This is a genomic window from Oceanobacillus jeddahensis, assembly GCF_000750635.1.
GTDB lineage: Bacteria > Bacillota > Bacilli > Bacillales > Amphibacillaceae > Oceanobacillus > Oceanobacillus jeddahense.
In genome coordinates, this window is record NZ_CCDM010000001.1 from 167,062 (window position 1) to 191,039 (window position 23,978).

The 23,978-nt window shown below is 37.8% G+C and carries 19 protein-coding genes; 10 read left to right on the top strand and 9 right to left on the bottom strand.

Annotated features, from left to right (window positions below; genetic code table 11):
* Nucleotides 1–236 precede the first annotated feature (236 nt).
* Nucleotides 237–1,157, top strand: coding sequence for an HPr(Ser) kinase/phosphatase (gene hprK / locus BN986_RS00830; RefSeq protein ID WP_040977769.1), 921 nt, complete (start codon nucleotides 237–239; stop codon nucleotides 1,155–1,157).
* A 58-nt stretch (nucleotides 1,158–1,215) separates the two neighbouring features.
* Here hprK and BN986_RS25600 read toward each other — a convergent pair whose 3' ends face one another.
* A complete protein-coding gene (locus tag BN986_RS25600; protein ID WP_052400559.1) occupies nucleotides 1,216–3,897 on the bottom strand; it encodes an ATP-binding protein in 2,682 nt (893 codons plus the stop codon).
* 501 nt (nucleotides 3,898–4,398) lie between these two features.
* Here BN986_RS25600 and BN986_RS00840 point away from each other — a divergent pair.
* Nucleotides 4,399–6,498 carry a glycoside hydrolase family 31 protein gene (locus BN986_RS00840; RefSeq protein ID WP_052400560.1) on the top strand — a complete coding sequence of 700 codons (2,100 nt, stop codon included), beginning with the start codon at nucleotides 4,399–4,401 and terminating at the stop codon, nucleotides 6,496–6,498.
* Nucleotides 6,499–6,629: 131 nt separating this feature from the next.
* On the opposite strand, the gene BN986_RS00845 is transcribed toward BN986_RS00840, so the two are convergent.
* Genes BN986_RS00845 through BN986_RS00870 form a run of 6 tightly spaced genes read right to left on the bottom strand, consistent with a single transcriptional unit; the run spans nucleotide 6,630 to nucleotide 12,695 of the window.
* Nucleotides 6,630–7,451 (bottom strand): SDR family oxidoreductase, encoded by an 822-nt coding sequence (locus BN986_RS00845; protein WP_040977770.1) that lies wholly within the window; start codon nucleotides 7,449–7,451, stop codon nucleotides 6,630–6,632.
* A 3-nt stretch (nucleotides 7,452–7,454) separates the two neighbouring features.
* Nucleotides 7,455–8,483 (bottom strand): mannonate dehydratase, encoded by a 1,029-nt coding sequence (gene uxuA / locus BN986_RS00850; protein ID WP_040977771.1) that lies wholly within the window; start codon nucleotides 8,481–8,483, stop codon nucleotides 7,455–7,457.
* Nucleotides 8,483–9,892 (bottom strand): glucuronate isomerase, encoded by a 1,410-nt coding sequence (uxaC, locus tag BN986_RS00855; protein WP_040977772.1) that lies wholly within the window; start codon nucleotides 9,890–9,892, stop codon nucleotides 8,483–8,485. Before uxaC ends, uxuA begins: the two co-directional genes overlap by 1 nt.
* A gap of 28 nt (nucleotides 9,893–9,920) precedes the next feature.
* Nucleotides 9,921–11,216, bottom strand: coding sequence for a TRAP transporter large permease (locus tag BN986_RS00860; RefSeq protein WP_040977773.1), 1,296 nt, complete (start codon nucleotides 11,214–11,216; stop codon nucleotides 9,921–9,923).
* A complete protein-coding gene (locus BN986_RS00865) occupies nucleotides 11,213–11,704 on the bottom strand; it encodes a TRAP transporter small permease (protein WP_040977774.1) in 492 nt (163 codons plus the stop codon). The genes BN986_RS00860 and BN986_RS00865 overlap by 4 nt, the downstream gene beginning before the upstream one ends.
* On the bottom strand, nucleotides 11,697–12,695 hold the full coding sequence (locus BN986_RS00870; protein WP_040977775.1) for a TRAP transporter substrate-binding protein: 999 nt from the start codon (nucleotides 12,693–12,695) through the stop codon (nucleotides 11,697–11,699). The genes BN986_RS00865 and BN986_RS00870 overlap by 8 nt, the downstream gene beginning before the upstream one ends.
* A 127-nt stretch (nucleotides 12,696–12,822) precedes the next feature.
* On the opposite strand from BN986_RS00870, the gene BN986_RS00875 reads away from it, so the two are divergent.
* The gene (locus BN986_RS00875; RefSeq protein ID WP_040977776.1) at nucleotides 12,823–13,782 is read left to right on the top strand and encodes a LacI family DNA-binding transcriptional regulator; all 960 of its coding nucleotides are present in this window, start codon (nucleotides 12,823–12,825) and stop codon (nucleotides 13,780–13,782) included.
* Nucleotides 13,783–13,863: 81 nt separating this feature from the next.
* Here BN986_RS00875 and BN986_RS00880 read toward each other — a convergent pair whose 3' ends face one another.
* Entirely contained in the window at nucleotides 13,864–15,585 is a 1,722-nt protein-coding gene (locus BN986_RS00880; protein ID WP_040977777.1) for a pyruvate oxidase, read from the bottom strand.
* A gap of 255 nt (nucleotides 15,586–15,840) precedes the next feature.
* Here BN986_RS00880 and BN986_RS00885 point away from each other — a divergent pair, with 255 nt between their 5' ends.
* The 5 genes from BN986_RS00885 (at nucleotide 15,841) to BN986_RS00905 (ending at nucleotide 20,837) form a co-directional block, all read left to right on the top strand.
* A complete protein-coding gene (locus tag BN986_RS00885) occupies nucleotides 15,841–16,641 on the top strand; it encodes a Cof-type HAD-IIB family hydrolase (protein WP_040977778.1) in 801 nt (266 codons plus the stop codon).
* A gap of 171 nt (nucleotides 16,642–16,812) precedes the next feature.
* Nucleotides 16,813–17,292 (top strand): 23S rRNA (pseudouridine(1915)-N(3))-methyltransferase RlmH, encoded by a 480-nt coding sequence (gene rlmH, locus BN986_RS00890; protein ID WP_040977779.1) that lies wholly within the window; start codon nucleotides 16,813–16,815, stop codon nucleotides 17,290–17,292.
* Nucleotides 17,293–17,324: 32 nt separating this feature from the next.
* Nucleotides 17,325–18,851, top strand: a complete 1,527-nt coding sequence (locus BN986_RS00895) for a TerB N-terminal domain-containing protein (RefSeq protein ID WP_040977780.1) — start codon at nucleotides 17,325–17,327, stop codon at nucleotides 18,849–18,851.
* A gap of 297 nt (nucleotides 18,852–19,148) precedes the next feature.
* Nucleotides 19,149–19,361 carry a hypothetical protein gene (locus BN986_RS00900; protein ID WP_040977781.1) on the top strand — a complete coding sequence of 71 codons (213 nt, stop codon included), beginning with the start codon at nucleotides 19,149–19,151 and terminating at the stop codon, nucleotides 19,359–19,361.
* 819 nt (nucleotides 19,362–20,180) lie between these two features.
* Nucleotides 20,181–20,837: a hypothetical protein gene (locus BN986_RS00905; RefSeq protein WP_040977782.1), complete on the top strand. Its 657-nt coding sequence runs from the start codon at nucleotides 20,181–20,183 to the stop codon at nucleotides 20,835–20,837.
* Nucleotides 20,838–20,964: 127 nt separating this feature from the next.
* On the opposite strand, the gene BN986_RS00910 is transcribed toward BN986_RS00905, so the two are convergent.
* On the bottom strand, nucleotides 20,965–22,155 hold the full coding sequence (locus BN986_RS00910) for a coenzyme F420-0:L-glutamate ligase (protein WP_040979084.1): 1,191 nt from the start codon (nucleotides 22,153–22,155) through the stop codon (nucleotides 20,965–20,967).
* 170 nt (nucleotides 22,156–22,325) lie between these two features.
* On the opposite strand from BN986_RS00910, the gene BN986_RS00915 reads away from it, so the two are divergent.
* Nucleotides 22,326–23,219: a LysR family transcriptional regulator gene (locus BN986_RS00915; protein WP_040977783.1), complete on the top strand. Its 894-nt coding sequence runs from the start codon at nucleotides 22,326–22,328 to the stop codon at nucleotides 23,217–23,219.
* 120 nt (nucleotides 23,220–23,339) lie between these two features.
* Nucleotides 23,340–23,867, top strand: coding sequence for an STM3941 family protein (locus BN986_RS00920; protein WP_040977784.1), 528 nt, complete (start codon nucleotides 23,340–23,342; stop codon nucleotides 23,865–23,867).
* The last annotated feature ends 111 nt before the right edge of the window (nucleotides 23,868–23,978 follow it).

Sequence of the window (23,978 nt, forward strand, 5' to 3'; positions counted from 1 at the left end):
TTTCCGACAACCTTGTGGGAATGAAGAAATCAACACCTCCTTGAGCCAATAAATGTGTACGAATACAAATTTTTCTAAATTGGTTCGTACAAAAGGTCTTCAGTCTGTTTCCATTGTCCGCATTTCAATATGACAAAATTCGTAACATCGTGATTTATCGCATATGAGCCTGTCTCTTTCCTGCAGAATTCGTTATAATGTAGGGAAAGGAACAGGGTAGAGAGGAGTGCGGTGCATTGAAATCTATCAGCGTACAGAACTTGGTAAATGAATTTCGATTAGAAGTATTGGCTGGAGCAGATGAATTAGAACGTACTATAAAAAAAGCCAGAACCCATCGTCCAGGCTTAGAATTTATCGGCTATTTCGATTTTTTTCCAATGGAACGTGTACAAATTTTAGGAAAAAAAGAAATTAACTTTTTGAAGCAACAGAGCATTGAAGAACGTAAGGAACGGATTGACCATGTGGTAAGTTATCATCCACCATGTTTTATTGTGACATCCAATCAAGATGGACTTACTTATTTAACAAAATTCTGTCAGGAGCAAAATATTCCGCTGCTTCGTACAGCGGAAACGGCAGTTGATTTTATTGCCAAGTTAGATAATTATTTAACGCGCAAGCTGGCATCGGAAATTGCAGTTCATGGTGTCTGCTTAAATGTTTTTGGAATTGGCATTTTAATTCGCGGAGAATCTGGTGTCGGGAAAAGTGAATTGGCTCATACCTTAATAGGACGCGGACATCGTCTCGTTTCCGATGACATCGTTATTTTGAAAAAATTGAGCCATCAGACAGTTCTCGGTACACATAATGATATTAACCGTGAATTTCTCGCGCTTCGCAGTGTGGGGCTGTTAAATATTGTTCGGATGTATGGAAGAAAAGCGTTCCAGGATGAATCGCGTATCTCTTTGGTTATTGAATTGACAAAATGGGAGAAGGATGCCCTTAATAATGATTTAGAGCTGAAGACAGAAACAGAAGATTATATGGGAGTAAAGATTCCAATGATTGAAATTCAGCTGCAGCCGGGGAGAGATGTTGCTGGATTAGTAGAGGCAGCAGCCAATAACTGGTATCTGCAGCAGCAGGGATATAAAGCTTCCGCAGAATTTATGCAGCGTGTACAGTGGGAAGAAGGAGACGATTGATTGATCGTTTTCCTGCCATAAAATGAGAGGAGAATATAGAATCTCCTCTCATTTTTAATTAATGAAACATATTTAGTTTTTCTTGCAATTCCTCCTGATAATCCTCTGAATCATCCCAGCCTTCCACATAGATAGATTGAATCCTGGAGTCTTCCAGTGCAATGACTGCTTCAAAATCCGTTGCTTCATTCGTAACATAAACCTCAGACTCTGAAGTATCAGAAGGAGACGCTATTGCTGATACACTGGCATTTGCTAACTGTGATATATAATCAGCTTCTGCATTTGCTTCCAGATGCTCAGCGATATTAGCAGTCGTTAAGGTTTGAATGCCCTCTATATTGATAGCACCATCATCAAGCAGGGAGAGAAATTGATTTACGTGTTCTTCACTCTCCTCAAGGTTCGCAGCCTCTGCGGATTCCTGCAGCCCCTCTATGTTTTCTGTCAAACTGTCCGCACGCTCTTGGGAAGTATTTTGAAGATGCTCTTTTAGATCCTCATCTACCGGCTGTGGTGCGCCCTGGTCAGAAAACTGAGGATAGTATTGAATAAACATAGCAACAAGGCTGACTGCTATAGAAAGAAAAAGTGCTGCATAATTTGCCTTTCCTTCCTTTGGATAGCTTAAGAGACCCGTCTTTTTCTTATTCTTTGTTTTTTCAGTCTGATCCCTTTGAACGTGTAAGCTTTCTGGTGCCTTTGTTTTTATTTCCTCTATTTTTTCAGAATCTGATTCCCAAATGGTTGCAAGATTTTCTTCCAGGCTTTGAAATGCTTCATAGTCTATAGTTGTACTAGAGGCGGTTTCTGTAAGATAATTAGAAAAAGCTTCTAAATCTTTATTGATTTGCTTCTGTATTTTTCGCAGCCGGAAATCTGTCTGCGTATCAAGACCACCCTGTTCAGAATCGGAAAAACCGGCTTTTTGTAGGGTTTTCTTTCCAACACGCCCAGATATGATTGACCAAATGATAAACCCGCCAAATAGGTAGAAAGCACCTTTTCCAGTTAATGCATAGAAGCCTGCAAAAAGAATAGCAAACATCATAAGTATGGAGATTGCATATGTCAAATAGGGATGTTTCGCAGTTTGTTTTTTAGGAAACAAGCGCAAAGGAAGCTGAAAATACTTTGATAATAGTCTGTTTGTTGCTCGTTTTAACCGAACAAAACGGTTCGATACAGGATAAATAGAAGAATAATGATAGCGGACAAATTTACTATCCGGCTCTAATCGCATCGCCTCCTTAATAAGATGGAGTGATTTATTGTATTTACCTTGATCGTAGGCATTCTTTGCAAATGTTGTCAGATGGACTGTATTTTCTGGATCCGCTTCTAAAGCAAGTTGTTCATATTTCTTATAATCCTTCCAATTTCGAAAAAAGATGCTAAAGGCAGCAATAGTTTCCGGGTATTTTGCATTTTCTGGATCCATCCGGGCAGCTTCTTTCACATGTTCTAAACCTGCTCCATTCTCATTTAAAAAAGCTAAACCATACTGATAGTGATAAAAAGCATCTTCTGGGTATTTTTCAAAGCCTATTTTCGCCAATTCCCCCCAGCGAAGAAGATCAGCCTGTGAATCTTGATAGAAACGTAAGGCAGACTGGAAGACAAAAGGGTTGTCAAAATCCACCTTGAGCGCTGATTCCATCCATTTTTTTGCTGCATCCAGATTACCAGTGATGAAATGACAGTGGCTTAATAATACATAGTTTTCGCCTTTTTCCTCTTCTTCTCGTATTATATCTTCTATGGTATACAAAGCTGTTTTGGAATCATTCTTCTTCAATAAGTTAAAAATGAGCGCATATTTTTCTTTTAATGAACGCGGATATGGCATAACTCCTTCAACATCTGCGAGCACTTCTTGAAATTCATGGCTGGTATCATGATGCGCTGCATAATCTCCAGCAGTCTCAAGCCACTCCAGTGTTATCGGTTCATGGTAATCGAGCGCATATAATAAGTCATGATTATCCAAAGGCTGAATGGTACCTGTTTTAAGTGAATGTGTGATTGCTGAATCAATCGCCTCTTGTATTAGATGAATAAGGTCCGCTTCGGAAAAATCTTCCGTATAATCTGCAATTAAATCCAGCTCCAAGTTATCTGCTACGGGCTTATTTTCCAGCTGTGCTGATAAAATTTGCTCCCTGGCTTTGTTATCTGGAAGCGGGAGATAGATGAGTGAATCAAACCTGCCTGCTTGGCGAAGTTCGGGAATCAAGTCCCAAGGGGCACGTGTTGCTCCAAGAAGATGAACCGCTTCGTTGTTGGATACAGATCTGTCTAATTCATGTAATAAGACGTGCTGCATTTCTTCGGAAAAATCCAGGTTATCAATAAATAGTACACTGGGAGCCTGTTTACTTGCTGCTACAAAAACTTGCTGGATAATCTGCTCTCTTTCCGTATTTTGTTTGGAAAGAAGAGATTGCAAGTTTAAATAGATGAAATTTGCATGAATCTCTCCGGCAATGGCCTGAGCCAGAGATTTTTCATCGAATCCCGGTGGTCCATAGAAGAGCAATCCGCCTAATTTCTTATCGAAAGCTTCTAATATCTCTGGCGATTGGATAGGCGTAATGAATTCTGTCTGTATTCGATTTTTCACATCTTCTAACCCGATAATATCATGAAGTATTGTCCGTTTTTCTTCGGTTTCAACAATTTTATTTACATTTTCGTCAAAGGAAATAACCTTTAAATCATGTTGATCGTCCGCTTCCAATGATGTCCCTCCTTTTATCACGGAGAACCGTCCGTAAAACTCCCGCCTCCAAATAAAGCGTAAAAATAAATTTATTTAGACGGGAGATAACGGACGCTAACTCCCTGAATCACTTAGGCTAATTCAGTGGGAGAAGAACAGCAGACTAAATTCGCGACGTCCTGGGACTGGGGCTGCGATTACTCGCCCCACCGAAGAGCTTTTGCGGTTACTCGTCCCATCGTAAAGAGTTGTGCGTCGAAAACTCCCACTGAGTGAAGTTTCGTTTTATGAATGATTGAAAATAAATAATACTATTAGTTTAACAAAAAATGAATTAATTTCCATGAGTCCCAGGTACTTAAATCCTGTTTGATAGATTGTATGGATATTTTATACGGATAGGAAGAATTGCAAGTGTAAAAGAATACCTTATTGATTTAAGCTGTAGATCTAGCTTTATTTTTATTAAAAAAAGAGGTATACTAAAAATAACAACGTTGTTATTTGGAGGGGTAGAAAATGGGCAATTTTAATATGCTTACACATGAGTCGAATCAGATCATGCTATATAATCAAGATCAAGCAATTTATGCACAAATTAGAGTACTAGAATCATCTATTATCAATGTGAAAATAAGCGACAAGAAAGAAATTGAACTGCCGACTTGGACTATTACTCCGGCAGATACGGAACTTCCTTATGAAGGCGTTTCACGCAACGATTTGAAACCGTTCTCTTTGCCGGAATATAAATTTTCAGAGTCAGATGAAGCGATTACCATTACAACAGCAGATTTAAAACTGGATATTCAAAAAGAGGGATTATATTTAACGTGGTTCCAAAAAAATGCGGATGGTTCTTTTGAACAAGTGATGACAGACCGCAGAACACAAAGCTATCAGCATCACATTAGTCCTAATCAGCCTAAATGTCATTACCTTGAACGAGATTTAGAAGATATGTATTTTGGATTAGGAGAGAAATCCGGTGTTGTGGATAGACATGGCAGACGATTCCGAATGAATAATATTGATGCAATGGGCTACAATGCAGAGACGACAGATCCATTGTACAAGCATATTCCTTTTTACATTACGTACAAACCGAATATTCGTCAATCCATTGGAATTTTCTACGATGATTATCAAAATTCTGTACTTGATTTTGGGCAAGAACTAGATAATTATCATGGATATTATCGTTATTATGAAACAAATAGTGATTTCCTGGATTACTATGTCGTCGCTGGACCACAGATTAAAGATGTTACGAAACGCTTTAGCTGGCTAACAGGAAGACCAACAAAAATGCCAGCATGGGCAATTTCTTATTCAGGATCTACCATGCAGTATACAGACTTGCCAGATTCGCAGGAACGATTAAATGGTTTTCTAGAACAATGTAACCATCACGATATGAAAGTACGCTCGTTCCATCTATCTTCTGGCTATACGTCTATCGATGGAAAACGCTATGTATTTAATTGGAATTATGATAAATTTCCGGATCCCAAGGCATTTGGAAAGCATTTTGTTGATCAAGGAGTGGAAATTGTCGCAAATATTAAGCCATCTCTTATGCTGAATCATCCATTACTTGATGAGGTCTTAGCATTTGATGGGTTTATTAAAGATGAACATGGAAACCCTTTATTAGTTCAATTCTGGGATGATGAAGGATATTATTTAGACTTTACCAATCCAGATACGATTGACTGGTGGAAAAAGCAAGTCAAAACGAAGCTGTTGGATAACCACATTAACTGCACCTGGAACGATAATAATGAATTTGAGGTTTGGGATGATAAAGCTAAGGTACATGGATTTGGAAAGGGCGGTCATTTCCAAGAATACCGGGCAATTATGCCGCTTCTTATGGTGAAAGCATCTAGAGAAGTACAGCTTGCCTATAATGAGGAGGAGCATCCTTATATTATTAGCCGTTCAGGCTGTGCAGGAATCAGTAAATATGTGCAGACCTGGACTGGAGACAATCGTACAAGCTGGCATACGTTAAAATTCAATAATAAAATGGCACTTGGACTAAGTTTATCGGGTGTTTATAATTTTGGTCATGATATCGGTGGATTTTCTGGACCAAAGCCGGACCCTGAACTATTCTTAAGGTGGGTGCAGTGTGGTGTGTTTTATCCTCGTTTTTCCATCCATTCATGGAATGATGACGGGTCAGTAAATGAAGCTTGGATGCATGAAGAGGTGTTGGAAGAGGTGAAGGCAGCAATGCACCTTCATGAGCGTCTAAACCCTTATATTCAAGGTCTTGTTGAAAACTCCCATGATCATTATGAACCAATTATTCGTCCAACATTTTATGAATTTGAAGAAGACGACAAAACGTTTAAAGATAGTGATGATTTTATGCTTGGAGATAAATTACTTGTCTGCCCAATTGTAGAAGAAGGACAAACAAAGCGGCAAATTTACTTGCCAAAAAACCCAAAAGGCTGGGTGGATTATTATACTGGTGAGGCTTACGAAGGAGGAAGCACCATTACGTTAGATGTTTCCTTTGCGAATATTCCTTTCTTTGTTAAAAAAGGAGTTACGTTACCAATGTATAATGATGAACTAACAGAGGTGGAAACAAAGACATTTTAATATATAAGTAGAAACCCCATTTGTATTCTTTGATTCGGAATACAAATGGGGTCTTTTAAATCCTGCTTTAACAGATTGGACTCCTCCAAAAAATGGAGACTGCGATTTAATCAGCAGCCTCCATCTTATTTCTATACACCTGAGTAGGAAGAAAATCCTCCATCTACTGGGACGACAATACCTGTAACAAAACGACTCGCATTTGGATCCAACAGCCATAATAATGTGCCAACTAAATCTTCCGGATCTCCAAAGCGTTTCATAGGTGTTTGACCTAGTATTTTGTGTGCACGTTCTGAATAAGATCCATCTTCATTTCGAAGTAGTCCTTTGTTTTGTGCTGTTTCAAAAAATCCTGGTGCAATCGCATTTACCCTTACTTTTCCTTCAAAATACGTGCTTAGCCATTGGGTAAAGTTACTGATAGCTGCTTTAGCACCGCTGTAAGCTGGTATTTTTGTTAAAGGTTGAAAAGCATTCATGGATGAAATGTTAATAATCGAATTTCCTTCCCCTTCTACTAAATCCGTTCCAAACACTTGAATTGGGAGGAAGGTTCCAGTGTAGTTTAAACGAAATACACTTTCCACGCCTTCTTCACTCAATCCAAATAAATTTTTGTCGATGCTCTTCTCAAAATGCTCATCATTTGTCGTAGCGTCAGGATGATTTCCGCCGGCGCAATTAATCAAGGCATTCACTGCGCCGAATTTGTTATTAAAGATTTGTTTTGCATTCTCAAGGGAAGCTTTATCTAAAACATCCGCTTCTAAAGCAATTGTATACGTACCATTAGTATCTACTTCCTCGATAAGCTGCTCCAATTTTTTTCTGTTGCGGCCAATTAAGCCGACATGTGCGCCTTCTTGAACAAGAGCTTTCACAAAAGTACTTCCAATTACACCGCTTGCTCCAGTGACTATAACCTTAAGTCCTTCAAATGATAATTTCATGGCTTACTCCACTCCTTCAAACAAACCATTAATATAAGTTGCACCTAATGCACGATCAAAAAGACCATAGCCTGCTTTTCCAGTTTCGCCCCAGATCATTCGGCCGTGATCCGGGCGAATGGTTTTCCGATAGTTAATATCCTTCAACGCACGGGCCACTTCTTTCATATCAATGGATCCTTCTTTAGATAGGTGTGAAGTCTCTATAAAAGAATGGTTATCTAACCGTTTAATATTCCGCATATGCACAAAGTGAATATGATCTCCAAACTCACGAATCAGTGCAGGAAGATCATTTTCTTCTAAGCAGCCAAGTGATCCCGTGCAAAAGCAAATGCCGTTATTTTTAGCATTATTAATGGATAGCAAGCGCTGATAGCTCTCTCTTCCCTTCATAATCCGTGGAATACCAAAAAGAGACCAAGGCGGATCGTCTGGATGAATAGTTAGATCAACGTCATGCTCGATGGCAACGGGTAGTACTTCATTTAAGAAATAGCCAAGATTTTCCCAAAGATTCTCTTCGGAAATGTGGCGGTATTTTTCAATTAAAGCAGCCATTTCTTCTTTGGTATAACTTTCATCCCAACCAGGTAAATTTAAATTTGTTGTGACAGGGTCAATTTTTTGAATAAAATCATGGTCATATAATAAGGCAGTAGAGCCATCCTCCAATTCATGCTCTAAGTCCGTTCTTGTCCAGTCGAAAACAGGCATAAAATTGTAGCAGACTGTTTTTATCCCTGCCTCGGCAAGATTTTTCAGGGATTCTTTATAATTAGCGATATAGTCATCGCGATCCGCTTCACCAAGCTTGATAGACTCATGGACTGGGAGACTTTCGATCACTGCTAAAGAAAGTCCTTCTTTTTCGATAGATGCTTTTAAACTATTAATTCGTTCCTTTGGCCAAATTTCGCCGACAGGAACATCATAAATAGCAGAAACAATGTTTTTCATATCGGGAATTTGTTTTATTTTATCTAATGTTACTGGATCGGTATCTCCATACCATCTAAAAGATAATTGCATTAGTGTACCTCCTTGATATTTTCAACCTTAAATAAGCGTGCTGCATTGTTAAAGCAGATATCTTTTAAAATACCTTCTAGCAATGCTGGATTATCTTCAATTTCGCCCTGTTCGACAAGAGAGCCGATCAGCTGACAAAGAATTCTCCGGAAATATTCATGCCGGGAATAGGACACCAGACTTCGTGAATCTGTAAGCATTCCTGCAAATTCAGAAAGCAGGCCAATATTTGCATAATCGATTAAATGCTGCGTCATTCCATCCTTTGTGTCATTGTACCACCATGCTGCGCCGAGCTGGACCTTCACGTCTTTGGAGGTGAAATTACCAGCAGTAGCCTGAACCATTTGATGATCATGGGCATTATGAGGGTAAATAATGGTGTTCGTTAAAGCATCATTTTGGTTAAGATGGTCCAATAATTGATTTAATGCTTCTGCATTAAGCAGATTTCCAAGGCTGTCAAATCCTGCATCCGTTCCTATTTTCTCAAACTGACGTGTATTGTTGTTACGAAGCGGCCCAAGATGCAGCTGCATCACCCAATCATATTTTTTATACGATTTTGCTAGTTGAGCTAATAGATAGCCTGCTAGTTCTTGTGTTTTTTCATTATCAAGTGCTTTTCCATTTTTTAAATCCGTGAAGTATGCAGCAGCTTTTTCTTCAGAAAGCCCTGTTAGCACCACCTCAGAAAAGCTTTGATCAGCGCTTTTTGCACCGTGCTCGTTGAAATAATCTACTCTATTTTCCAGAGCCTGGATATAATCAGATAAATGATTAATTTCTAACCCGGTAGCTTCCTGTAATTTTTGAATCGCTGTCTCGATATTTTCCTGCTTCAAGCTGATATAGAAATCTGGCCGGAATGTTGGCCGGACTTCGATCTCAAACGATTTATCTTTCGCGAGTTCCTGATGATAGCGTAAATCGTCACAAGGATCATCCGTCGTACAAACTACTTGTACATTACTTTTACGCAGGAGGTTTCTTGGTGACATATCCGGCTGTGTTAGCTTTTCATTCAATTTTTGATAAAGCTCTTTTGGTTCGCTATGCTGTACGCCTTCAAAATGATCAAAATAGCGAGCTAATTCTAAATAGCACCAATGATACATTGGGTTCATAATGGCTTTTGGAAGCATCTCGATAAAAGCTTTAAATTTCTCAAAGTTGTCTCCATCTCCAGTAATTAGCTTTTCATCAATGCCAAAAGCACGCATCAAACGCCATTTATAATGGTCATGACCAAGCCATAAATCTGTAATGGTAGTGAAATTTTTATCTTCATAGATTTCCTTTGGACTTAAATGACAGTGAAAGTCAAAAATCGGAATATCTTTGATAGATTGATAGAGCTCTTTTGCTTTATTCGTGGTTAGTAAAAAGTTTTCAGTAATAAGTGCCATAAACTACTCTCCTTAGATTAATTAATACTTATAGTTCAAATAGGTTTGGCAGGAACATAGATAATTGCGGGATAAATGTAATTGCCAGGAGCATAACGATAAGTGCAATGAAATAAGGAACTAAAGTCCGGATAACACTTTCAATCTTAACATTGGCGACACTGGCTCCCACAAATAGCGCACTTCCTACAGGTGGTGTAATGTTACCAATACATAGGTTAAACGCAATTACAATCCCGAAATGTACTGGATCTAAGCCGATTGATGTAGCAACCGGAAGAAAGATCGGTGTAAAAATAAGTACTGCAGGCGTAATATCCATAAATGTACCGATAATCAATAGAATAACGTTCATTAAAAGCAGTAATAAAATTGGATTCTCTGTTAATGATAAAATTCCATTTGAAATTGCTTCTGGCAATCCTGTGAAACTCATGACTAATGAAAATAATGCAGAAGCAGTAATTAATAACAAAATCATCCCTGTAATTTCAACCGTTTCTTTAACAATGACAGGAATATCTTTTATTTTAAAACTTTTATAAATCAGCGAAAGAATAAACGCATATAATACAGCGATTGCTGCTCCTTCTGTTGCTGTAAATATACCGCCAACGATTCCACCAATAACGATAATAATTAACAATAAGCTTGGAATTGCATCAAGAATAAGAAAGAACCGATCTTTCCAGCCAATTTTTTCAGATACGGGGTAATTATTCTTTTTTGCTAAAATATACGCGATCACCATTCCAGTCACTCCCCATAGAATGCCTGGAATATACCCAGCCATAAAGAGTGCTGCTATAGATGTACCGCCGCTGACCAAGGAATATACAATTAGCATGGAACTAGGTGGAATCAAAAGTCCTGCTGGTGCAGATGCGATATTTGCAGCAGCGGAATAATCCCTTTTATACCCTTGCTTGTCCTGAAGCGGCCCCATAATTCGTCCCATTGCGGCAGCTGCAGCAACACTAGAGCCAGAAATGGATCCAAACAGCATGTTTCCGACAATATTTGTATGCGCTAAAGATCCTGGCATACGTCCCACTAATACTTTAGAAAAATTGACTAGGCGAAACGCAATACCGCCGTTATTCATTAAGATACCGGCAAGAACGAACAGAGGAATAGCGAGCATGGTAAAATTATCAATTCCTGTAATCATTCGCTGCGCTGCAGTAATAATTGTTACATCAAATGGTAAGATTAAAAGTAAAGTCAAAATGGAACTTAAAATAATCGATATCGCAATTGGTATACTTAACAGCAGCATGATGAAAAAGGAAATAAATAATACGAGTCCTGCAATAACCGTCATAGCTGCTCACTCCCTTCCTCTGCCGATATAATGTTTCCTGTTATCAAATTGTAGATGGCATAAAACACAACAAATAACCCAGCAACAGGCAGGGCTCCATACATAAATGCCATAGACATACCCGTAGAAGGAGCTGCTTGAGTAAGCGTTAAGTTAACGACTTGGATGCCTCCCCAAATCATCAGAACAATGGCAACGAATAATAAAATGATATTGGATAATCGAAGCAGCCAGATTTGCCCTTTCATAGGCAGCTTATCGCGAACAAAAACGATGGCAATATGCTTTTGCTGTCCAAAAACATAGGCGGCACTTGTTAAAGCAAACCAGATTAAAAGCATACGGATGACTTCTTCGCTGGTTGTACTGGGTGTATTCAGAATGTATCGAGCCAACACTTGCCAAACAGATAAAACGGACATGACAGCAATTAAAATTCCAGTAAGTACGAGAAGGGCTTTGTCTATATATTTTTTGACATTACTCATTGTTATTTTCCCCCATAATTAAGTCATACTGTTCCCTGGTAGCTTCATTTTCTTGAAAAGATTCCTGCAATGGTTCAACCGCTTCCATAAAACTGCTTTTATCAACATCATGGAAGGTGACTCCCATTTCCTCTTCGGCGATTTGACGCGCTTCTTCCATGCTTTCATCCCAGCGGGGTTCATGGAGCTCAGTTGATTCTGCCGCTGCTTCCTGAACCCATTCCTGCTGCTGTTCGGATAATTCGTTAAAGGCATCTACGTTCATAATAAGAATATCGGGAACCATCGCATGTTCTGTGTAGAAATAATGCTTGGCAACTTCGCCATGATTATTATCTGTCAGTGCAGATTCATTATTTTCAGCCGCATCAAGCATTCCAGATTGGAGAGCCGTGTATACCTCCCCGAATCCCATTGGTGTTGGTGTACCGCCAAGCGCTTCGATCATTTGTACACTTGTTTGGCTAGGTTGTACCCGAGTTCTTAATCCTCGCATATCGTCATTTGTTTCTAAAATACGATCATTGGTGTACATATTCCGAACCCCAGCATCATAGTAAGTAATTCCAATAAATCCATTATCTGAAGTTTTATTATAAAAAGCTTCTTGAATTTCCGGCATTTTCATAGTTTCACGATATTGTTCTTGTGAATCAAACAGGTAAGGCATGCTAAACAAGGAATAGGATTCGGAGAACCCTTCCAATGCACTTGCAGATACTTTCGTAAACTGTATAGCATTAGTCTGTGTCATTTCAATAGCTTCTCTCTCACTGCCAAGCTGTTCATTTGCATAAATTCGAAGCTTCATAGTTCCATCTGATTTTTCTTCTAAAATCCTTTGAAAATCAACCAATGATTCATGAATAGGATGGTCTGTAGGCATGTTGTGAGCAAGCGTAAATTCCTCTGTATCAGATGACTCTGATGATTGCGCACAACCAGCCAATAAAGTTAAAACGCTTACAACCCCTAATAAAAAAATCCGCATGAAATTTCCTCCTTATACTCATAAAATAACAACGTTGTTATTTTTGTGCAAAAAAATTTATCCAGCTAATTCTTATGATATAATGTTACTAACTAAAAATCAACAGATAATTTTAAGGAGTATAGAAATGGCTGTTACTTTAAAGGATATTGCAATCGAATGTGGCGTAAGCTATTCAACGGTGAGCAAGGCATTGAAGGACTCTCCGCTTGTTACAGAAGCCACAAAGAGAAAAATTAAAGAAAAAGCGGAAGAAATGAATTATATCCCTAATAATTCTGCCAGATCACTTGTGTCGAACAAAAGCCATACCATTGGTTTGATTTGGCCAGCAGTGGATAGAGTGGCAATAACAACGTTGGCAACGCAAGTAAACAAAGCATTAAAGCAAGCTGGATACTTTATGGCAGTTTCCATTGATAATCCGGTTACAGCAGCAAGTAAATTTTTAGAGCTTCGTTTTGATGGCGTGATCGTTTTTGATGAAGGGGAATATACAACACTTCCAGACAAAATTACGAATAATATCCCAGTCATTGCCTATGGAGTGGCTCGAAAATTACCTTACCCAATCATTAATGTTCATCATGATTGGGCTATGAAACAGGCGGTTGACTTACTCATTGAAAAGGGATATCAGACGATTGATTATATCGGTGAACTTCATACAAAAGATATCCGGCAGATTGTAAAGAAAGAAACTATAGAAAAGTACTGTAAGGAAAAACAAATAAACTTTCGCCTAATTGATTCAGGTGGTTTGACGGAAATGGCAACCAAACAAACGATCAAAGAATTTTTAAAAACAGAGACACTGCATGGAGGCATTATTTGTGGAAGTTATGATATTACGATGGGCGTTTTACATCACCTCGATGATTTGGAGACGAAAAAAACCATCGTCGCCTATGATAATATCAAGCAATTCAAGTCCATTGAGATGCCAATATACTCTGTCGGTGTACCAGCTGAGCAAATTGCGGAAAGTTTGGTGAAGCATCTTACTAGAAATATAGAAACAGACCGGAAGAATAAACGTGAGGTTATTGATCTCTTTCCAACGTTACAATATCATGAGAAGAAATAGGAAAAAAGCTTTCCCAGAGTATACATGGGAAAGCTTTTTAAACTAGAAGAGTGTAGATTTTGTTTGGTTAGCAAATGTTTACTACATCCGCTTCAATCCTTTACGAATTGGCGGAAGCTCCAACTTCCCTTTCTCAAATAGCTTCTTAATCGTCTGCTTGGAATAGTTCGTTATCTGATCATAAGATAACTTTCCTGGAATTGGCGGTTCATCTTCAATACATACATCTATAATGGTCGGCTGATTAAACGACTTTGCCGCTTCCAGAGATGGCTTCAGATCTTCAAATTTTTCGACGCGATACCCTTTACCGCCGCAGTTTTCCGCAAATTGAGCAAAGTTAAAGCTTTCTAAGCCGGTCTTATAATCCAAATGTCCGCCAGCCTCTTGTTCGTATTTAATCATGCCAATCCGTTCATTATTAAAGATAACAATGATCATAGGAAGTTGATACTTCACAGCAGTCAGAAAATCCTGCATGTTCATGGAAAAAGCCCCGTCACCGCATAGGCTGATTACTTGCCGATCGGGGAATGCGATCTTACCAGCAATCGCTCCAGGAAGACCACATCCCATGGTTCCAAGCCAGCTGGAGATTAAGAAATCCTGCGTCGTTTTCATACGGAAATGGCGCGTCGCCCATACAGTGACATTGCCGACATCAACAGAGAGGACAGCATCGTCTGCAGCAATATCTTGGACAGCATGGATAACTTGTTGCGGCTTAATTGGTGTGGAGGTTAATTCCTCGTCCGCTTTCATCTCTTCCCACCAGCTGTTCATTTTCTCCTGATATTTCTCTAAGAAATCACGTTTCTCTGTGCGGGGGAGCTGTTCAATGAACCAAGTAAGCGTCTTTTTTGCATCCCCGGCAACACCAATATCAACAGGATATCTTTTACCTATTTGCAGTGGATCACTATCAATTTGGATGCATGTAATTCCTTCTGGTAAAAATTCTGTATATGGATAAGAGGTGCCGAGCAGAATTAGCAGATCTGCATCCTCCATCGCTTCATAAGCGGGCTTCGTGCCAATCATGCCAAGGTTACCGAGGAAGTTTGGATGTTCATCCTCCATGACGCCTTTAGCAGGTAAGGAAATAACGACAGGAGCGGCAATTGTATCAGAGAATGTCGCCAGCTCTTCCTTTGCTTGCTTTACCCCTGTGCCTGCTAAAATAATTGGTTTCTTTGCCTTTTCAATCGCAGCAGCAGCCTCCTGCATCGTAGCTGTATCTGGTGTAAGCGCAGGTGTTTCATACATGACTGCATTTTTCTGCACTTTATTTTTAATTTTTTCTGTCGGAATATCATCCGGCAAGGTCAGCACAGCAACCCCATTTTCCGCATAAGCTGTACGAATAGCCTGGTTAACCATAGAAGGCAGCTGTTCTTCTGAAGCTACTTCTTTATTATAAACGGCTACATCATCAAAAAGGCGTTCCATATTCACTTCCTGAAAGCTGTCTGTGCCAATCTGATCAGTTGGAACCTGCCCAGCCAGAACAAGGACAGGAGCTCCATCTTCCTTGGCATCATATAAGCCGTTTAATAAATGAATCGCGCCCGGTCCTGCAATTGACAGGCAGACGCCAAGCTTTCCAGTCAATTTTGCATAAGAAGCAGCAGCCAGTGCTCCAGCTTCTTCATGACGCACTTGAATAAATTTTATTTTATCCTCTACTTTTCGCAGCTCCTCCATTAGATTATTAATGGAGTCACCGGGCATCCCATAAATATGGTTCACGCCCCAGTCTTCTAGTAAATCTACGAGTACTTTTCCTGCACGATCATCAAACATATATCATGTCTCCTTTTTGTGAGTATGAGTTGGTTTATATGTCTATCGCGTGGTTTAGAACGACGAATGTATTCTCTTTTGTGCCTACTTAGTCTATTCCACAATGATACGTGTATGAAACTAGAAGGCATCGGAAAAAATGGAAATAAAAACAATTCGGAAAAATATCGAATGCCTAGCTTTTCATCTCGTTATCTTTTAGAATAAGGATACAATTATGATTACTCCATTAGGATTTATGGGGAGGGCAAAAAAATGACGAAAAAACCCGTTGTATTTTTTGATTTAGACGGAACTTTATTAACAAGTGAGAGTAAAGTATCACAAAGCAGTATAAAAGCAATTGAAAAATTAATTGAAAACGATGGAATACCAGTATTGGCAACAGGCAGACCCCCATTTGAAACAAAGGGCATCCGTGCAGAAACAGGTATAGCTTCCGCAGTATTAATGAATGGCCAATTCCTTGTACATGAAGGAGAAGTCATTTCCCGAAACCGGATCGACCCGATTCAATTAAAAAAATTGGGAGATTACGCGACAGAAAGAGGCGTTACACTTTCCTTCCACACAGCCGAGCAAATTTTCACAACCAATAATCAATGTGAGCTGTTAAAAAAGGACTGCGAATATTGTGATCGGGAGATTCCAGAAGTAGATGATGATATTTATATGAATAAGCCGGTCTACCAGGTCGAAATATACTTGGAAGAAGGGGAAGAGGAGTATCAAGAGAAATTCCCAAAGCTCCACTTTGTCCGCAACTCTCCTTACAACTGTGATGTCTTTCCGGAAGGCGTATCCAAAGCTACAGGCATCAAGGAATTTTTAGAGATCACAGGATTACCGAAAGAGAATACATATGCTTTCGGTGATGGATTAAATGACTTAGAAATGTTTGAATTTGTCAAAACATCCGTAGCAATGGATAACTCCGTGGAGAAGATCAAACAAGTAGCAACGTATGTTACAAAGTCCGCTGATGATGATGGGGTTGCGGAAGGATTGAAGATGTGTGGGCTGATTGAACAGGAAGAGAGTGAAAAAGCTGAATAAATATTTATGGAGAAAACCGAGGTTTTTGTGTGATAGATGCAGGAAACCTCGGTTTTTATATATAGGCATCAAGAGAATTTTAAAAGTTGAAGTAACTTTAGAAGGGGAAATATGGTAAAATAAAGCATATTAACAGAAACGAAAAAGCTGAAATGATAAAGGAAGATTTTAATGAATATAACCCTTGTGACTGTCGGAAAATTAAAGGAAAAATACTTAAAGCAAGGCATTGAGGAATATAAAAAGCGATTAGGCGCTTATGCCAAAGTGAATATTGTCGAAGTAGCGGATGAAAAAGCTCCAGAGACGATGAGTGAAGCGGAAATGGAAGAGGTGAAGCGTAAAGAAGGAGAACGTATTCTTGCGCAGATCAATCCGGATGCGTTTGTGATTACCCTTGAGATTGATGGGAAAATGCTAAGTTCGGAGCAGTTGGCGAAAAAGTTGGATGAGCTGGCGACTTATGGGAAGAGCAAGGTTGTGTTTGTGATTGGTGGTTCGCTTGGGATTAGTGAGGATGTGCAGAAGCGGAGTGATTTGGGGCTGTCGTTTTCTAAGATGACGTTTCCTCATCAGTTAATGCGGCTGGTGTTGTTGGAGCAGGTTTATCGGAGTTTTCGGATTAATAGGGGGGAACCGTACCATAAATGAATGAGGTTTTTAATTTTTAAAGGGGTGAAGTAATGAGGTTATTAGATCTTTTTAAAAGAAAGAAGAAAATAAAAAAAGAACCAAATATCGATATAAAAAAAACGGTTAAAAGTGAATTAAGCATTGCAAATAATTTTTTCGTAGTTCATTCCGATATTAAAGATCTTGTATGGATCAAGAATGGTCCTAAAAAGAATTACATACCTGCATCACCTAAAAATCAAAAATTTGAATTAGATAGCTTCATTATCACATTTTCCATAATGAATGAAGAAGAGCCCAGCTTAATTGACTTAAATAAAACTGTAAACAAGCCTTCAAAAGAAATTGATAGACCACCGTACTACCCGACTTATGAAACTCTAACTCCCGAACAGAGGTATCAGTATTGGGCATTTTTAGCTAACCCATACAATAATTCTGTAGACACTGGGTATCTGTTTATATTTTACTATGGATTAGAGAGACACTTATTAGAAGGAAAAATAGAAAAAGCTATAGAAATAATAGTTAGGTTGAGGGATGTACATTCGAATAAATCATTTCAGTACTATTCAGGAAATGCAATTACCTTATCTTGTATCAAGAATAAAAGACCTGACTTAATGCAACGATTTTTAGACTCATTGGATAAAGAACATGAATATCATTTCTCTGATTCTTTACTATTGCTGGCCCTTTATAGCTTCAACAAACCACTAACTGCTAAAGACATTATCAGACTCTCTAAATCATTCGGATACACAAAAACAAATTATGTAAAGGGCTACCCAGAGCTTTTTGAAAGAGTTCTTTCAGATAGGATTCAAAGTAATTATGGACAAAAAGATATTATGCTTGCGGATTTAATAACTGACTTATCTCAAGTTAAATCTAGTCGTCTTCAACTATTTGCAAATATGTCATTAATGAATAAAGAGGTCGCTTTTCCAGATATACTATTAGATACTAAATTTACAGGGGTAATCAATACTTTATTAAATGATACTCATGAACAATTAAAATCAGACTTAGCCGAAATGAGAAAAAATAATATTGCGCCTCAAAAAAAGAACAATTCCAAGCCTAAAAAGGTAATAAAATTTGATCAAATGGAAGAAAGGCGTCTTCTAAAAGAATTAGGCAAGAATAAAGAAGATCCAGTGAACAAGCATTTTACGTATATTCAGTTGCAAGACTTCTATTATAAATACAGAAATCTAGACCCTAAATATTTAAACGAATGTATAGCATATTGCTTTAAAGATATAGAATCATTAAAGGAGCTGCATGAATCCTATGTCAATCAAAGAATAAAAGATGAAATGAGTTTAATAGATTACCGCTCTAAATTGGAGTCAGACAACAACATTGATAAGATAGTGAAAGAAAAATTTCAAGGTAGAATTCCTGCTTTTAATAGGTTAGCAATTATTTATGAAAAGAAAAAAGATTATGAAAAAGCTATTGAAGTTTCTAAGCAGGCAATAGCTTATTATCAAGATTTAAATGATGAGGTTAACTTAGACGATTTTGTTAAGAGAATTGCTCGATTAGAAAAAAAGGTTTCAAATGTTTAATTTCCAAATGCGTGGTCTATCTCGACCATCTTTAGACAGTATCCGCTTTTAGCCTTATCTTTTTTGTCCATACTAAAGGATGAGGTGATAGTATGGACGGTTAGCGAAAAAGCGATCATGCAGTAAGAGCAAGAGAATTCATAATTTCGGTGATTTTATTAGGGTCATGAACTTATTAATTTCAGTTTGTTAGATTGGCTATGTATTCGGTGAATCTATCAAGAAGAAACCCTAAATCAAAAAGAAAAATAGTAAAACAAGTTTGTGAATTGAGATACCAAAGAAAGAGGGAATGGATTGAAATTTATTTACTATAATGATACAGGAAGAAGGGTAACTGTACATCCAGCTACTTTTTCACATGGTTGTATTGGATCAAGAGAAGTAATTAAGCCTTTAGAACAAAGAGAATTTGTACTACCAGAAGGCACGTTTCCTTGGGTAAAGATGTGGGATTACGGTACAAGTGGGTTAAGTATATTGATTTCTCCTATGCAAGAAGACGAATAAACCACCTATCAATATATGTGATGCATGCTAGTTTATTGTGTTAATGTAAGAAGCTCTACGGTGGAATAATAAAGCATAGAAATAGAGTTGGTCTAACATAATAAGTATAAGGGCAATCTCAAGTCAATATAGTGAGAGATTGTCCCTTTTTATAATCAATTACCTTTAGATAGTTACGGTGAGACTTATCCTAAGTAATAGTGAATAAAAAAGAGAGTCTAATGTGAAAACAGTGAAAAAAGTGACTGAAATGACTATACTCCTATGAAGCATATCTAAATACACAAAAGATGACTACATTTCGAAAACACAAATTCTATGTTAAGACACCGACATTATTAAAAACCAAAAACACATAAATCAAACTATTCCTAAACGTTATCTAGTTAATTTTATCATCGCTTGGAATTGATGTTTTAGAGCTGAAAAGAACGATCAACAAGAATGAATTAACGAACCAACATGAAATGATCTATAAGCTCACTATAAAAGATGCAAAAGCTCAAATGAAAAGAAAAAAGACAAGTATATTGTGGTACAATGATCAATAACGACAGTCGACGATAGAAAGTCTATAAATAGATCATTTAAAAAGATTCATCACACATTAGTTCTTAGCAGTATTTTACAACTGAATGATGACAAAAACCTTTATGAATCCAAGTTATGCTTCAGCTGTTGTTGTAAGAGAAGTAGAGAATGGTAAAGTGTGATAGAAATATAAAGGGAAGAATCTCAATGAAATAAAAGCCGAAGAAATTGATCTTTATCTTTAGTAGCATATAACGTATAGCAAAAATAATATATGGGGGGTCTATTATGTGGAAACACATCCTGGTAGTATTTTTATCAGCAATTATTATTCTTAGCGGGTGTGCAAATGATACAGTGGAGAATGAAAATAGCTCTTCGGATAGTGAAAAGGATAATATGGTTGAAGATAGTAATGATGAAGAGAAGGAAAATCAAGAATCGAATAGTAATGAATCATCAGAGGAAGAATTTGACGAGGTTATTCATATAGAAAAAGAGCTGTTGGATAAAGGGGTTCCCAGAAGAGGGGTAAATGATATATTAAGTGGAAGAGAACTGGAATATGAGAGGCATGACGATGAATCTTATACATATAAGCTGACCACGCAGGAACTTGAGGAAATAAAAGAAGAAGTAGAAAGAGGTATTGAGGAAGATATCGTTAAAGAATTTGCAGATAGTGAAGAAATGGTATCCTTACATGAAATTGAGGTAAATGAACCTTATACAAAATTCACGCTTATTGTTGATGAGGATGTTTATAAAGATACCCGGGATGCATTTGCAGCATATGCTTTAAGTATATCCAGTTTGTTTTGGCAAGCTCTTGAAGGAAAGGACTTGGACTCCTATGAAGTTCAAGTTGATATGAAGGATGCAGAATCTGGAGAAATCTTTGAATCTGTTAACTATTTAGAAGAAGATATTAACTATTATGATTAGCCAGCCAAAAGAGAACATACCATTATATAAACACATTCTCTTCCAAGCACCCGCTACCCTATAAAAATAGGACAAAGGAGTTACTCTCCCTTGTCCTATAAGTTTTTTTTGGTTTTTCTAGTAACACTTATTTCGTATAATTATCAAAATACCCCTGAATAAAAACAATCGGCGTCCCTTTATCCCCACTGCCTGAAGTTAAATCAGACAGCGACCCGATAAGGTCTGTCAGTCTCCGAGGAGTAGTTCCCTGAGCTTCCATTGCTCCAACCAAGTCATCCTGTTTCTCATTAATGTGTTTAGAGATAGCCTCTTTTAGCTCTTCCCCTTTTAAGTCAGCAAATTGATTGTCAGCCAAATACTTTAATTTAATTTCATTTGGTGTTCCTTCTAATCCAGTTGTGTAAGCAGGGGAAACAACCGGATCTGCCAATTCCCATATCTTTCCTACAGGATCTTTAAATGCTCCATCGCCATAAATCATGACCTCAACCGTTTTACCTGTCTTTTCTTTCAGGATTTCTTGAATGTTGTCAACGACAGGCTGACAATTGTGAGGGAATAACTTTACACTATCCTCTGTTGCTTTATTTGAGCCCAGTAAGCCATAAGCTTCATTAAAGCCGCTTCCGTCAATTGATTCAGAAAGAATATTATCAAGGCTATAAACTTTTTCCCCGCCATTACCCTTTAAAATTCGCTTCATTCTGTCCCGAGAATGAATATCACAACAAAGTACGCTCTTTGTGTATTGCAAAATCGTCTTTGGATCATTTGAAAAGATGACTTCGCATTCTATTCCATATTCTTCAACCAGGGACTTGTAATAATCGATATAATCTACACCTGTGAAGGTATGTTTGTTGTAGCCAAAGTGCTCCCGAAATTGCTTTTCTGTTAGAACATCTGTCCAAGGGTTTATTCCTTTTTCATCAAGTGTATCTAAATCCACTAAATGATTGCCTACTTCATCGGAGGGATAGCTGAGCATTAACACGATTTTCTTGGCGCCTTTTGCGATTCCGCTAAGACAAATAGAAAAACGGTTACGGCTGAGGATTGGGAAAATCACACCGATGGTATCATCCCCAAATTTAGTTTGAACATCGTTGGCAATATGGTCAATCGTAGCGTAGTTGCCTTGTGCACGTGCCACAACGGACTCCGTAACGGTTACAATATCTTTATTCTGAATGGTAAAGCCTTCAATTTCTGCTGCTTTTAATACACTATCCGCAACAATTTCCTCAATGTTATCTCCCGTATTGATGATGGGACAACGCAGTCCTCTGGCGATAGTTCCTACAACTCTTTCCACAATCATTCGCTCCTTCTTGGTAATGTTGCTGTATTCTATAAAATATTCACTTGTTTAAAAGTATCTTAACTAATACGCTAACAATCTAAACAGTCTCCTCTTGTAATATACGGCTTTTTATGATATAAGTAAAGTCAATATATCTAATATAGGGTATAAGGATGGGTTATATGACAGGCAAATTGGATTTATATTATCTTTTTTATACGGTTGGTAAAAATAAAAGCTTTTCTAAAGCGGCTAAAGAGCTGTATATGTCCCAGCCGGCAATAAGCCAATCAATGGCACAATTAGAGAAGGAATTAGATACAAGGCTGTTTAATCGGCTGTCTAAAGGTGTAACGCTAACAGATGAAGGAAATTTATTGTTTGAATATGTCAGTTCAGCACTTCAATTTATACAAGCTGGGGAAGAAAAGCTTTTAGAATTTAAAAATTTAATCATTGGTGAGTTTAAAATAGGGGTCAGCGATACCATTTCGCGATTTTTTCTGCTTCCCTATTTAGAAACATTTCATAATCGGTATCCAAATCTCAAATTCAAAATAGTTAATGGGACTACGTGGGAAATCATAGCTGCCTTAAAAGCAGGAGAAGTGAACATCGCTATCTGTAATCTCCCCATTGACGACAAATCATTAGAAGTAAATCCTTTATTGGAAATTCAGGATACCTTTGTATATGGCGAAAAATACCGAAAAGAATTATCTAAGCCGATTGAACTGGAAGAATTGGTTAAGTTCCCGCTTATTTTATTAGACAATTCCAATTCCCGGAGATATGTCGAAGAATTTTTTCTTACAAAAGGAATTAAAATCCAACCGGAATTTGAACTAGGTTCCCATGAACTGCTGTTAGAATTTGCAAAGATTAATCTTGGCGTTGCTTGCGTCACAAAAGAATTCTCTGAACAGTTTTTGAGAGAAGGCCTGCTTGACGAAGTGGCTTTAATGGAACCTATACCTAAAAGAAGTATTGGCATATGTTATTTAAAAAATGTTCCTTTAAATCGAGCTGCGGAAAGGTTTGTGGACATTATGGAAGAGAATATGAGGGATTTCTAATAGCAATAAGTGTACCATTCGTTTGGTTAATATGAGAAGATGTATGCAGTACAAAATAAGATGATTTTTATATTTGAAAGCTTATTAAACAACCATTTTGGAACCATAGGAGGTAAGTAAATGAATGATCATTTTATTGTAATGGCAAAAAAGGGAAGGATGGTCATGCTGACTATTTTTTCTCTCATGTTTGTTGTGCTGGGCATATTCATTTTATTATTCCCGTTTAACGAACCAATGTTACCCATGGTGATAGGGATTCTGGCTATTTTAGTATTTGGGCTTTGTTTCCTGTATTATGTTAAAGCACTCGTCAAAAGGGAACCAGCCCTCATTATTACAAAAGAAGGAATCATAGATAATTCCAGTTACATTCGAGCAGGTCTCGTCAAATGGGAGGAAATTGAAGCAATTGATTTTTTGAACTTTTCAGGTCAGGTGTTTCTTGGCATTTTTACATATAATCGTGAATTGATTATCAACCGGTCAAGTGGAATGAAAAGAGTATTTAATCGATTAAACAAAGGGCTATTGCCATCTCAAGTTAATATACCCTTTAAGAATTTGGAGTGTTCTGCGGAGGAACTGATGAAGGCTATTGAAGAACGATGGGATACAGCGTTGGAGGAAGAAAGTAAAAAAGAATGAAGCCAAAAAGCTGTCAGCAGAAGTAATTGGAAAATACATGAGAAGAAGAGGAATTTTACATCAAAACTCGATGTGAAATTCCTCTTCTTTTATTTTAGGCTGATTAAGTCT

What these genes read in the sequence shown, in the direction of transcription:
- BN986_RS00840 (WP_052400560.1), top strand. Translation starts at nt 4,399, where the DNA reads ATGGGCAATTTTAATATGCTTACACATGAGTCGAATCAGATCATGCTA.
- BN986_RS00845 (WP_040977770.1), bottom strand. Translation starts at nt 7,451, where the DNA reads ATGAAATTATCATTTGAAGGACTTAAGGTTATAGTCACTGGAGCAAGC.
- uxuA (WP_040977771.1), bottom strand. Translation starts at nt 8,483, where the DNA reads ATGCAATTATCTTTTAGATGGTATGGAGATACCGATCCAGTAACATTA.
- uxaC (WP_040977772.1), bottom strand. Translation starts at nt 9,892, where the DNA reads ATGGCACTTATTACTGAAAACTTTTTACTAACCACGAATAAAGCAAAA.
- BN986_RS00860 (WP_040977773.1), bottom strand. Translation starts at nt 11,216, where the DNA reads ATGACGGTTATTGCAGGACTCGTATTATTTATTTCCTTTTTCATCATG.
- BN986_RS00865 (WP_040977774.1), bottom strand. Translation starts at nt 11,704, where the DNA reads ATGAGTAATGTCAAAAAATATATAGACAAAGCCCTTCTCGTACTTACT.
- BN986_RS00870 (WP_040977775.1), bottom strand. Translation starts at nt 12,695, where the DNA reads ATGCGGATTTTTTTATTAGGGGTTGTAAGCGTTTTAACTTTATTGGCT.
- BN986_RS00875 (WP_040977776.1), top strand. Translation starts at nt 12,823, where the DNA reads ATGGCTGTTACTTTAAAGGATATTGCAATCGAATGTGGCGTAAGCTAT.
- BN986_RS00880 (WP_040977777.1), bottom strand. Translation starts at nt 15,585, where the DNA reads ATGTTTGATGATCGTGCAGGAAAAGTACTCGTAGATTTACTAGAAGAC.
- BN986_RS00885 (WP_040977778.1), top strand. Translation starts at nt 15,841, where the DNA reads ATGACGAAAAAACCCGTTGTATTTTTTGATTTAGACGGAACTTTATTA.
- rlmH (WP_040977779.1), top strand. Translation starts at nt 16,813, where the DNA reads ATGAATATAACCCTTGTGACTGTCGGAAAATTAAAGGAAAAATACTTA.
- BN986_RS00895 (WP_040977780.1), top strand. Translation starts at nt 17,325, where the DNA reads ATGAGGTTATTAGATCTTTTTAAAAGAAAGAAGAAAATAAAAAAAGAA.
- BN986_RS00905 (WP_040977782.1), top strand. Translation starts at nt 20,181, where the DNA reads ATGTGGAAACACATCCTGGTAGTATTTTTATCAGCAATTATTATTCTT.
- BN986_RS00915 (WP_040977783.1), top strand. Translation starts at nt 22,326, where the DNA reads ATGACAGGCAAATTGGATTTATATTATCTTTTTTATACGGTTGGTAAA.
- BN986_RS00920 (WP_040977784.1), top strand. Translation starts at nt 23,340, where the DNA reads ATGAATGATCATTTTATTGTAATGGCAAAAAAGGGAAGGATGGTCATG.